Below are 11,817 nucleotides of genomic sequence, written 5' to 3' on the forward strand. Positions count from 1 at the left end.
ACCTTGAGCACCGGCTTTTTCTTCGTGCTAGGTGTCTGAGGCGCGGAATCGGCGGGTGGAGGCGTGTCGTCATCTCCCTCATCGTCGAAAATCATTCCTTTTCCGTTTTCTTGCGCATATATAGCCAGAACTGCGCGCATCGGGACGGTTATTTGCATCGGCGTTCCGCCGAATCGGGCACCGAACTCGACCTCTTGATTACCCAAAGACAAGCCGTGCACGGCTTGCGGCCGCAAATTCAGCACGATCTTTCCGTCTTGAACGTACTGCCTGGGCACGACGACACCCTGCGCCTCGGCATCGACGAGCAGATAGGGCGTGAATTGGTTATCGACTATCCAGTCGTATATCGCTCGTATCAAATACGGCTTGAGCGAAGTCATCAGGCACTCAGCGGCTCGGCAAAAGAGGTTAAATCCCGCTCTTGTTCACTTAAACTGGCTTGAAACGCATCGCGCTCAAACAAGTGTCGAGCATAGGCCGTAATCGCCTCCGCCTGTTTCGGCAGATCTATGCCCAACGTGGGCAAGCGCCAAAGCAACGGAGCGAGCGTACAGTCTACCAAAGAAAATTCGTCACTGAGAAAATAAGGCTTGGAAGCGAATGCCGGAGCCGCGGCAATAAGACTGTCCCGCAGCAGTTTCTTCGCTTTGGTGTCCTTTTTATCCTCCGAACTTTCGATTTCGTCCAGCAATCGGTACCAATCCTGGTCGATACGATGGACCAACATGCGAGCCCGCGCTCTCGATACGGGGTCCATGGGGTGCAACGGCGGATGAGGAAAACGTTCGTCCAAGTATTCCATGATGATCCGGGACTCGTACAGCACCAGATCGCGGTCCACCATCGTCGGGGTGTTCCCGTGGGGATTCAGCGCAAGCAATTCTTCCGGCGGCTGATTGGCATCGACATATTCGATATCCGCCGCAATTCCTTTTTCGAATAAAACAATCCGTGTTCTGTGGCTATAGGCGCAGGTCGGGGAACAAAAAAGCGTCATTACCGATTTGCGACTGGCAGTGGTTGCCACGCTGAACACCTCAAGAAAGACTAAAAGGTTCCGGTTGGAAAAAATTAACGGTTGGCGCACCGGCCTCCGCCGGGAAAAGTCGTTCGCTGCGAGCGCCTACGAACATCATCGGTTTCCAACCGGCCGGCCGCTCATTTTACCATTAAACCTCAATGAATATTCTTCCAATATTCTTTCTTCAATCGGTACATGATTACCGCCAGCACCACTAGGAATAAGATGACGTATTTTCCGAGCGGAAGACGTTGAAGCTTGGAAGGCTCCGACACATATGCAAGAAAGTTGACGATGTCCGTCAGGGCTTGGTCGAATTCCTTAGGCGGCATCTCGCCTTTCTTGACCAGCCGAACGTCGATGACCGCATCTGCGCCATTGATCTTCTTGATCACAGGCTCTTGGGTGCCTTGCAGCTCCCATAAGACATTGGGCATCGCTACGTCTGGAGAAACCAGATTGTTTACCCCGAACGGCCGCTTGGGATCGGTATAAAAGCCTTTGAGATAGCTATAGACCCAATCCCCGCCCTTGGCCCGCACGACGAGAGAAAGATCGGGCGGCGCCACGCCGAAGGCGTTTTCCCCATCCTCCTTGCTCATCGCGGTCTCGAGATAGTCGTGAATTTTGACGTTGCCGAACATGAACTCGCGTCGCATGGTGTCCTCGCTGAGCTCCAGGTCCTTGGCGATCCGCGAGTAGCGAATCTGCTTCGCGGAATGGCAACCCATGCAGTAGTTGGCGAAGAAGCCGGCTCCTCTCCGAACCGAATCGGTATCGAAAATATCCACATCGGCGTCCAAGAGTGGCTTTACCGGATCTACCGCAGACGCAGCAAAAGAAAATAACAACAGTGCTATGCCGAATGCCGTTTTCATTCTTATTTGCTTCCGTAAGTTTTCAGCCATCCGGTTACCGCCGATAGCCGTTCTTTTACGTTTTGATAATAGGGATGGGCTCCAACAGCCTCTAACCGCGCTTTCACGTTCCGATAGAACGCACTGGTCCGAACTGCCTCCAGGCCGCGTTCGACCATCCGCCAATGCCTGCCCTCGCGCTTGCGTAGCGGAATGACGGGTTCGGCCAACCGTTCGGGTACCGGTTTGGTTTTTTCAAAACTCGGATAAAACGGCATCAAAAGCAGGAAAGCGAAATAAATGATCGTGAACAGCCGAGCAAAAGCCGTTGCAGTCGGCGTGACGGGCTTGGTTCCGAGTATGCCGAGTCCGAAAAAACTCACCACGAACAACGCCAGCGCGATTTTAAAAATCCCCCCTCGGTAGCGGATCGATTTCACCGGCGAGCGATCCAGCCACGGCAGCAAGAACAGCAGAACGATCGATGCCCCCATCGCCATGACGCCGCCCAGCTTATTCGGAATCGCGCGTAACACCGAGTAAAACGGCGTGAAGTACCATACCGGCTGAATGTGCTCGGGCGTCGCCGCCGGATTTGCCGGTTCGAAGTTCGGATGCTCCAGGAAATACCCGCCCACTTCCGGCATGTAGAAGATGACGATCGAACAGACGATCAGGAAAATGACCGCGGCGTACAGATCCTTGACGGTGTAATACGGATGGAACGGTATGCCGTCGATCGGAACGCCGTTTTCGGCCTTCTGTTTCTTGATCTCGATGCCGTCTGGATTGCTGGAACCCGTGGTCCGCAGGGCGACCAGGTGAAACACCACCAGAATCAGGATGGCCAGGGGAATCCCGACGACGTGGAGCGCGAAAAACCGGTTCAAGGTCGCATCGGCGACCACGTAATCGCCCCGGACCCATATCGCGAGGTCTTCGCCGATGACCGGAATCGCACCGAACAGCGAGATAATGACCTGCGCTCCCCAGTAGGACATTTGCCCCCAAGGCAGCAGATAGCCCATGAAGGCTTCCGCCATGAGGAGCAGGAAAAGCGTCATGCCGAACAGCCAGATCAGTTCCCGAGGCTTCTTGAAAGAGCCGTAGAAGATCGCCCGGAACATGTGAACGTAGATGACGATGAAAAACATCGACGCGCCGGTCGAGTGCATGTACCGGAGCAGCCAGCCGTAATCGACATCGCGCATGATGTATTCGACCGAATCGAACGCGAGTTCGGCCGAGGGCTTGTAGTGCATCGTCAGAAAAATCCCGGTCAGGATCTGATTGACGAGTACGAGTATCGCCAGGGAACCGAAGAAATACAGGAAATTGAAATTCTTCGGAACGTAGTATTCAGTGAGCTGGCTCGTCCAGAGCTTCGTGACCGGAAACCGCTCGTCCAACCAATTCAAAAGAGCTTTTGCTTTTTCCGAAGCCATCTCGCCTACTCCTCGCCGCCGCTCATACCGATTACGATGCGCGTATCGCCTACATAGTGATAAGGCGGAATTACCAAATTGGTCGGTGCCGGAACCGCCTTGTACACGCGTCCCGCCAAATCAAAGCGAGAGCCGTGGCAAGGGCAGAAAAATCCGCCCTTCCAGTCCGGCCCCAAGTCTGCGGGTGCAACTTCGGGACGATAGACGGGAGAACATCCGAGGTGGGTGCAGATGCCGACAGCGACAAAAATCTCGGGCCTGAGGGACCGAAACTCGTTAGTCATCGCTTTCGGCTGTTCCGACTCTTTCGACCGGGGATCACGCAACTTATCGTCGAGCGTCGGCAGGATCGCCAAGCTGTTGGGAGTTCTGTTCAATATCCAAACCGGCTTGCCCCGCCACAAGACGCGAATCAATTGTCCCGGCTCGATCTTGCTGATATCGACTTCCACCGGAGCCCCCAAGGCTTCCGCCTTGGCACTGGGCTTCATCGACGAGATGAACGGCGCCGTTGCGGCGCCGGTGCCTATGGCGCCGATAACCACCGCCGCCTGGGTTAAAAAACGGCGTTTGTCGATATCCACGCCTTCAGTAGTCATGCCAACATCTCCCGAGTACCCCTCTAAGCTAGGTCTTATCGTTTTCAATTGTATTTGGTTCTAATTCCGGAACCCGCCAGTTCCATATCGTTGAATCGTTATAGTTGACAATGCGTTTCTCCAGGGGGGAGGATTTTGTTTGAGAAAGGCTCAGAAAGCAATAGCACAGGATATATGCCCTACGAAGCCAGAACGTTCGCAAGTGCCTTAAGGAATTTGCGATTTTCCTCCGGCATTCCGATGGTTACACGCAAACACCCCACCAGCCGGCCGCCGGAAGGGTGCAGATTCTTGATCAAGACGCCCGAATCTTTCAGCTTCCGAAACACTTGATTGGCATCGTGCCGCAACAGCCTGAACAAGATGAAATTAGCGTCGCTCTGATAGACCTGGACACCGGAAAGCCGGCCAAGTTCTTCGTATAAGTACTGCCGATCCTGCAAAATGAGCCCCACCTGAGCCTCTAGCACACTCCGCTTCTCGATGGCGAATTCGGTGCTGATTTGGGTCAATACGTTGACATTGTATGGCAGCCGAATCTTGTCGAATTCGTCTATCCAGGCCTTGGCGCCGGCCAAGAAACCCAAGCGCAGCCCCGCCAGCCCCAATTTGGACAGTGTGCGCATGACGAGGAGCCTATCGAATTCCGCGAGTCGAGGCATGAAGCTGCGCCCCGCATAGGCCGTGTAGGCTTCGTCCAAGACCACCAATCCCGGAGCTATTTGCAGGATTTCGGCGATATCGTCGGTATGGAACAAATTGCCGGTCGGGTTGTTGGGGTAGGCCAGAAAGATCACGGCAGGTCGATGCGTCTCGATCGCCGCCCGCATCGCGTCCATGTCCAGAGCAAAGTCCGCTTCCCGCAAGGGTACGCCTACAAACTTGAGCCCCAAGCAGGACGCGATCTGCCGGTACATGACGAAAGTCGGCTCGGGCGCCAAAACCGTCGCGTCGCGTCCTTGCAGTGCCATGAGAATGATCTGAATGATTTCGTCGGAACCGTTCCCCATCAGGAGATCGGCTTCCTCGGGCACCCCGTAAGCTTCGCGCAACTTGGCTTTGAGCCGGTTGCACGAGGGGTCGGGATAGCGATTCGGCTGAGCTTCGCGGAGCCGGGCCAGCCATTCCTCGACCATGTCATCCGGCCACGAATAAGGATTTTCCATGGCATCCAATTTGACGTAACCCGAAGAATCCGGAACGTGATAGGCCGACAAAGCCAGTATTTCCGGTCTCAGCAAGGAACGGACCTTGCTCGCGAGATCGCTCATGAGCGTTCTACGATCCGGTATTCGGCGGAACGGGCATGGGCCGTCAGTCCCTCGCCTCGTGCCAGCACGGACGCGGTCCTCGCCAATTGGTCGGCGCCTTGCGGTGAGCAGAAAATCAGGCTGGACCGCTTTTGAAAGTCGTAAACGCCCAAAGGCGACGAAAATCTGGCGGTCCCCGAGGTGGGCAACACGTGATTGGGGCCGGCGCAATAATCGCCCAAGGCTTCCGCCGTATAGCGGCCCATGAAAATGGCGCCGGCATTGCGGATTTTGGTAGCCAAACTTTCCGGATCTTCCACGGAAAGCTCAAGGTGCTCGGGCGCGATGCGATTCGCCACCTCCGCCGCCTCGTCCAGATCCCGGACTTCGATCAGAGCGCCGCGGCGGGACAGCGAGGTCCGGATGACTTCGGCCCGCTCCATGGTCGGCAACAGACGGCGTATGCTCGCTTCCACCGCATCCAGATGAGCGCGGTCCGGACTGACCAGTATCGCCTGGGCATCCTCGTCGTGCTCGGCTTGCGAAAAAAGGTCCATGGCAATCCAGTCCGGGTCGGTGCCGCCGTCGCTGATGACGAGAATTTCCGACGGGCCCGCCACCATGTCGATGCCCACCTGGCCGAACACCAGCTTTTTCGCGGTAGCCACGTAGATATTGCCGGGGCCGACGATTTTATCCACGCGCGGCACCGTGGCGGTGCCGTAAGCCAGCGCCGCCACCGCCTGCGCGCCGCCGATCCGAAATACGCGGTCTATACCGGCAAGATAAGCGGCCGCGAGAACCAGGGGATTGGTCTCGCCGCCCGGAGTCGGAACCACCATGACGATCTCCGGCACGCCGGCCACCTTCGCCGGAATGGCGTTCATCAATACCGACGATGGATAAGCCGCCTTTCCGCCGGGCACATAGACGCCGACCTTGTCCAAGGGCGTCACTTGCTGTCCCAGCACCGTGCCGTCGGGTTCCGCATACCGCCAGGAGTCCATCTTCTGGCGCTCGGCGTACAGCCGGATGCGATCCCCGGCCTTCATCAACGCCTCGGCCGATTCGGCGGGCAAACCGTCCCACGCCTTTTTCAGCTCGTCGCGCGACAGTTCGAGACCCGAGGCGTTCACCGCGTCGAAACGGTCATAAAGACGGGTGAGTTCTATCAGCGCGGCATCGCCCTCCTTCCGGATACGCGCGATGATGTCCATCACCCGCGCGTGAATCGCCGCGTCCTCGGCTTCGTCCCAGGCCAAAACCGCGTCCAGACCCTGCGCGAAATTCGCTGACCCCGCTTCGAGACGGGTAATCGAGATATCCAACATGGTGCTTACCCCGCTTGCTTGCTGCGTTCGCTGACGACTTGCCTCAATTCTTCGACGAAGGACGTGACCTCGCGGTGCTTCATCTTCATCGCGGCCTTGTTGACGATGAGCCGGCTGCTGACGTCCATGATCAGATCGCGCGGCTCGAGTCCATTGGCCTTCAGCGTGTTTCCGGTGTCGACGAGATCGACGATGCAGTGGGCCAAACCTACGAGAGGCGCCAGTTCCATAGAACCGTAAAGCTTAATGATATCCGCCTGAATGCCGCGGCTGGCGAAATAACGGTGGGTAGTTTTCACATATTTGGTCGCCACCCGCAATCGACCTCTCGGCACGGGCGCCGAATCCTTCATGGCCGCCGTCATCAATCGGCAGCGGGCAATGCCCAGATCCAGCGGCTCGTACAGCCCTTGGGCATCGTACTCGACCAATACGTCCTTGCCGGCGATTCCGAGATCGGCGGCTCCGTATTCCACGTAGGTGGGCACGTCGGTAGCCCGGATAATCAGGAACTGAACATCCTCGCGATTGGTCGGCAGGATCAGCTTACGGCTCTTGTCCGGATCCACGGTCGGAGCTATCCCGACCTGCGCCAGCAGCGGGAGCGCCTCCTCGTAGATACGTCCTTTCGATATGGCTAGAGTGAGCATGCGGGGCGTTTCAATTGGGTATGCGGCGTATCTCCGCGCCGAGCTGCGATAGCTTCTCTTCGATGCACTCGTATCCGCGATCGATATGATAAATCCGGTCGACGATGGTCTGGCCTTCGGCCACGAGTCCGGCCAGCACCAGGCTTGCCGAAGCCCTCAAATCGGTGGCCATGACCGGTGCAGCCGTCAGGTTCGGCCTGCCCTGAACGATGGCGGTATTGGATTCCAGCTGGATGTCGGCCCCCATGCGCTGCATTTCGTGCACATGCATGAACCGATTTTCGAACACGGTCTCGGTGATCACGCCGACGCCCTCGGCAACCGTGTTCATGGCCGTGAATTGCGCCTGCATATCGGTCGGAAACGCCGGATAGGGCGCGGTGCGCAGCGATACCGCTTGCGGCCGATTGCCCTGCATGTCGAGTTCGATGGTCGAATCGGTACACGTGATCAGCGCCCCGGCCTCGCGAAGCTTGGCCAAGACCGCGTCCAACAAATCCGGGCGGGTATTCTTCAATTTGACCCGGCCGCCGGTCATGGCGGCGGCCACCAGATACGTGCCGGTCTCGATGCGGTCCGGCAGGATACGGTAGTGCAGCCCGTTGGCGGATAGGGATTCGACACCTTCGATTTCCATGATGTCGGATCCCGCGCCGTAAACTTTCGCGCCCATCTGATTGAGGAAATTGGCCAAATCCACCACCTCGGGCTCGCGCGCGGCATTTTCGATGATGGTCGTCCCTTTCGCGAGCACCGCCGCCATCATGAGATTCTCGGTGCCGGTAACCGTAACCTGATCCAGAACCAGGCGGCAACCTTTGAGACGCTTGGCGCTGGCGTGAATATAGCCGTTCTTCACATTGATATCGGCTCCCATTGCGGCCAGACCGTGCAGGTGCAGATTCACCGGCCGGCTGCCGATGGCGCAACCGCCGGGCAGCGAAACCTCGGCACGGCCGAAGCGCGCCAACAAGGGCCCCAAGACCAGAATGGAAGCCCGCATGGTCTTCACGAGCTCGTAAGGCGCGAAAAAATTCTCGATCGGTCCGGAATCCACCTCGATATTGAGCTTTTCGTCCACCATCAGGTGCACTCCCATGCGCCCGAGCAATTCCATGGTGGTGGTAATGTCGTGGAGATGCGGAACGTTGCCGATGATCACGGGCGTTTCCGACAACAATGCACCCGCGAGTATCGGCAATGCAGCGTTCTTGGCCCCCGAAATGCGCAGCTCCCCATGAAGAGGTTTGCCGCCGGTAATAAGAAGCTTATCCATTGTTTGTATATGTTTTTGCTAGTCCGAGATCGATCGATCGACCGCGTCGGTTGAGTCGACGGAAATCAAGTGCTCGATACCGCTGACTCGAGCGATCGCCATGACATGCTGTGGAAGATGCACATAACGCAGTTCTGTCCGGGCTTGCGCCGCCTGCCGCATCCACTCCACCATAAGAGCGACGCCGGCGCTGTCGACGCGGGAGACCCCCCCCAAATCGAACGAAAGCCTGGACGCATCCCGGAAGACGGCCAAAGTCTTCTTCAGCACATCCGCTACGGTCGAAAAGCTCAGCTCGCCCTCGAGCCTGTAGCGGCCTTGACCTTCATCGATAAATTCGAATGGGACGGGGGATTCAGCCATAACGAGCATCGCGTAATTCCGGTATTACTCGGAGGACGTGGCAGCCCCGCCACTCGCTCCGCCGCCTTCCGCTTTGTTGAACAGGAAACGGCTGATGACCTGCTCGAGCACGATCGCCGATTGAGTCAGTTCGATTTCGTCGCCGTCGGCCAGGTGCTCTTCCGCGCCGCCGGGCGACAGACCGATATATTGCTCGCCCAACAGACCGGCCGTAAGTATGCTGGCACTGGTGTCGATCGGAAGCGTGTCGTATTTCGGATCGATCCGCATCTCCACCACGGCTTCGTAGGTTTGATTGTCGAACGATATGGCGCTGACCCGTCCCACCGTGACACCGGCCACCGATACCGGAGCCCGAACTCGCAGACTGCCGATATTTTCGAAGCGCGCGACGATCCTGTAGCTGTCATCGTTGCTCCGCAGTTCGGCGAGATTGCTGACCTGCATAGCTAAGAAAAACAAAGCGATCAAACCAACGGCAACGAACAAACCAACCCAGATCTCGATTGCTTTCGATGACTGCATCAATCCCCCCCGAACATTAAAGCTGTCAGCACGAAATCCCACCCGAGCACGGCGAAGGCCGAATAAACGACCGAGCGCGTGGTCGCCCGGCTGACCCCTTCGGAAGTGGGCACGGCATCGTAACCTTCGAACACCGCAATCCAGGTGACGATGACCCCGAATACCGCGCTTTTGATGAGACCATTAACGATATCATCGTAAAAATCGATTCTGCTTCTCATCTGAGACCAGAACGCACCCTCGTCCACCCCGAGCAACCCGACGCCGACGAAATATCCCCCCATGACGCCGATCATGCTGAACAGCGAGGCCAACAGAGGCATCGACAAACAGCCGGCGAAAAAGCGCGGTGCGATAATGCGTTTTAACGGATCGACCGCCATCATTTCCATTCCGGAAAGTTGTTCGGTCGCCTTCATCAAGCCTATTTCCGCGGTCAAAGCGGAACCCGCTCGCCCCGCGAACAACAAGGCCGTGACCACCGGCCCCAGTTCCCGCACCAAAGAGGCAGCCACCATCACGCCCAAGGTCTGCTCCGCCCCGAAATCGGAAAGTACATTGTAGCCCTGAAGCCCCAATACCATGCCGACAAACAAGCCGGAAACGCTTACCAACAGAATGGTGAGCACCCCCACCGAATAAACCTGCGCCAGCAGCAGGCGAATGCGCCTCAGTATTTCAGGCAGCCCCGTTAGGACATGGCAGATAAACAAGTTGGCCCGACCCAACTTTTGCATCGTGCCCAGGGTCGCGTGTCCAAGTTGCTGGAATGGGGCTAACATGGGATTTTCCGAATAAATGACGGTCTATTTCAGGCAGGCGGATTGAGTAAATCGGCCGCATAATCGGGCGCTGGATAATGAAACGGCACCGGACCATCCGCCAAACCTTCCATAAACTGTAGGACCCAAGGCGACTCCGAATGACGGATCGCGTCGGGCGTGCCTTGGCCGACTACCTTGCCCTCGGAAATAAGATAGATGTAATCGGCAATGGATGCGGTTTCTTCGACATCGTGGGATACGACGATGCTGGTGAGTCCCAGTTCCCGGTTCAGGTCGCGTATCAGCTTCACCAACACGCCCATGGAAATCGGGTCCTGCCCGGTAAACGGCTCGTCATACATGATCATCATGGGATCGAGCGTAATAGCCCGCGCCAATGCCACCCGCCTGGCCATGCCTCCGGAAAGCTGCGCCGGCATCAGGTCGCGAGCGCCCCTTAAGCCTACCGCTTGGAGTTTCATCAAGACCAGAGTCCTGATCATGGACTCGGGCAGTTTGGTATGCTCCCGGAGCGGAAAAGCGACGTTTTCGAATACGTTGAGATCGGTCAGAAGAGCGCCGGTCTGAAAGAGCATCCCTATTTTTTTGCGAAGCTCGTACAAACGACCGAGCGATAGCTCGTGCACTATGCGCCCGTCCACGGTGATCGTGCCGCTGTCCGGCCGCAGTTGACCGCCGATCAGTTTCAGGAGAGTGGTCTTGCCGGTGCCGCTGGGCCCCATGATGGCGGTAATCTTGCCTCTGGGGATGTCCAGATTGACGCCATCGAAGATCTTGCGGCTGCCGCGGCTGAACGTGAGGTTTCTGATAGAAACTAGAACTTCGCCACCCGCATTCCCGCCAGCCATGTTTTGATGAAGCGCCACTTAAATCGGTCGGAAAAATGGCGTATTCTGGCCAGCTATGACGCGTGAGTCAACTTTGAAGCGGCTGCAATGGATCTGACAACCCATTCGAGCCCCTGCCGATTAGTCCGTCCGGGGCGCCGCATCAAAGGAATCTTAATAAAAATCCGCAAACGCGAAATGGCGCTGAGAAACATTCTTCGCAAGTTCATCCTGACGTTCGTCGCCCTCACCGTTATCCCCGTCGCCCTGCTTCGCTGGCTTCCTCCGCCGACCAGCGCGTTCATGCTGCGCGCGCAATTTCTGGCGCTTATCGAAGGGAAACTGGGATTCCGGCCGCGCTATAACTGGGTTTCCTGGGACCACATTTCGCCTTATGCGAAAGTCGCCGTGATCGCCGCCGAAGACCAGTTGTTCGACCGGCACTATGGTTTCGATCTGAACGCTATCGGCCAAGCCTGGAAGCATAACCAGCAGGGCAAGCACGTCCGGGGCGCCAGCACGATTTCCCAACAAGTCGCCAAGAATCTGTTTCTTTATCCGGGGCAAAACTACTTCCGCAAGGCCTTGGAGGCTTATTTCACTGCGTTGATTGAATTGATGTGGCCGAAGCGGCGGATACTGGAGGTTTACCTGAATATCGCCCAATTCGGCGAAGGAATTTACGGCGTTTCGGCCGCCGGGAAAGCCTTTTTCGCCAAATCGGCATCGAAACTCAACCCGAACGAAGCCGCCCTGCTCGCCGCCGTTCTGCCCAACCCCGTGCGTTTACGTGCGGACAAACCTTCGGCTTATGTGATGCATCGCCGGTTATGGATACTAAGACAGATGAAGCAGCTGGGAGGGTCGGATTATTTGCGGAATGTC

At 57.0% G+C, this 11,817-nt stretch carries 14 protein-coding genes; 1 reads left to right on the top strand and 13 read right to left on the bottom strand.

What is annotated here, in order from left to right; translation table 11 throughout:
• The 13 genes from ABJK70_RS12355 to ABJK70_RS12415 form a co-directional block, all read right to left on the bottom strand.
• Positions 1-383 (bottom strand): ClpXP protease specificity-enhancing factor (locus tag ABJK70_RS12355; protein WP_347258132.1); only part of this gene is annotated, 383 nt, incomplete at its 3' end.
• Positions 383-1,000 carry a glutathione S-transferase N-terminal domain-containing protein gene (locus ABJK70_RS12360; protein WP_156879550.1) on the bottom strand — a complete coding sequence of 206 codons (618 nt, stop codon included), beginning with the start codon at positions 998-1,000 and terminating at the stop codon, positions 383-385. The genes ABJK70_RS12360 and ABJK70_RS12355, both read right to left, overlap by 1 nt.
• A 179-nt stretch (positions 1,001-1,179) precedes the next feature.
• A complete protein-coding gene (locus tag ABJK70_RS12365) occupies positions 1,180-1,902 on the bottom strand; it encodes a cytochrome c1 (RefSeq protein ID WP_077728103.1) in 723 nt (240 codons plus the stop codon).
• 2 nt (positions 1,903-1,904) lie between these two features.
• Positions 1,905-3,326, bottom strand: coding sequence for a cytochrome bc complex cytochrome b subunit (locus tag ABJK70_RS12370; RefSeq protein WP_156879549.1), 1,422 nt, complete (start codon positions 3,324-3,326; stop codon positions 1,905-1,907).
• A gap of 5 nt (positions 3,327-3,331) precedes the next feature.
• Positions 3,332-3,925 (bottom strand): ubiquinol-cytochrome c reductase iron-sulfur subunit, encoded by a 594-nt coding sequence (gene petA / locus ABJK70_RS12375; protein ID WP_347258133.1) that lies wholly within the window; start codon positions 3,923-3,925, stop codon positions 3,332-3,334.
• Between the two features lie 179 nt (positions 3,926-4,104).
• On the bottom strand, positions 4,105-5,196 hold the full coding sequence (gene hisC / locus ABJK70_RS12380; protein ID WP_133716578.1) for a histidinol-phosphate transaminase: 1,092 nt from the start codon (positions 5,194-5,196) through the stop codon (positions 4,105-4,107).
• Positions 5,193-6,506, bottom strand: coding sequence for a histidinol dehydrogenase (gene hisD, locus ABJK70_RS12385; protein ID WP_347258134.1), 1,314 nt, complete (start codon positions 6,504-6,506; stop codon positions 5,193-5,195). The genes hisC and hisD overlap by 4 nt, the downstream gene beginning before the upstream one ends.
• Positions 6,507-6,511: 5 nt before the next feature.
• Positions 6,512-7,156: an ATP phosphoribosyltransferase gene (gene hisG / locus ABJK70_RS12390; protein WP_156879546.1), complete on the bottom strand. Its 645-nt coding sequence runs from the start codon at positions 7,154-7,156 to the stop codon at positions 6,512-6,514.
• Between the two features lie 10 nt (positions 7,157-7,166).
• On the bottom strand, positions 7,167-8,432 hold the full coding sequence (murA, locus tag ABJK70_RS12395) for a UDP-N-acetylglucosamine 1-carboxyvinyltransferase (RefSeq protein ID WP_077728097.1): 1,266 nt from the start codon (positions 8,430-8,432) through the stop codon (positions 7,167-7,169).
• 18 nt (positions 8,433-8,450) lie between these two features.
• On the bottom strand, positions 8,451-8,795 hold the full coding sequence (locus ABJK70_RS12400) for an STAS domain-containing protein (protein WP_166642485.1): 345 nt from the start codon (positions 8,793-8,795) through the stop codon (positions 8,451-8,453).
• Between the two features lie 24 nt (positions 8,796-8,819).
• Positions 8,820-9,320 (bottom strand): outer membrane lipid asymmetry maintenance protein MlaD, encoded by a 501-nt coding sequence (mlaD, locus tag ABJK70_RS12405; protein ID WP_077728095.1) that lies wholly within the window; start codon positions 9,318-9,320, stop codon positions 8,820-8,822.
• On the bottom strand, positions 9,320-10,102 hold the full coding sequence (mlaE, locus tag ABJK70_RS12410; protein WP_077728094.1) for a lipid asymmetry maintenance ABC transporter permease subunit MlaE: 783 nt from the start codon (positions 10,100-10,102) through the stop codon (positions 9,320-9,322). The genes mlaD and mlaE overlap by 1 nt, the downstream gene beginning before the upstream one ends.
• A 29-nt stretch (positions 10,103-10,131) precedes the next feature.
• Entirely contained in the window at positions 10,132-10,953 is an 822-nt protein-coding gene (locus ABJK70_RS12415) for an ATP-binding cassette domain-containing protein (RefSeq protein ID WP_077728093.1), read from the bottom strand.
• Positions 10,954-11,130: 177 nt separating this feature from the next.
• On the opposite strand from ABJK70_RS12415, the gene mtgA reads away from it, so the two are divergent.
• Positions 11,131-11,817, top strand: a 687-nt coding sequence (mtgA, locus tag ABJK70_RS12420) for a monofunctional biosynthetic peptidoglycan transglycosylase (RefSeq protein ID WP_077728092.1), incomplete at its 3' end; no start/stop codon positions are given.

Source organism: Methylocaldum sp. (genome assembly GCF_039794385.1).
Classification (GTDB): Bacteria; Pseudomonadota; Gammaproteobacteria; order Methylococcales; family Methylococcaceae; genus Methylocaldum.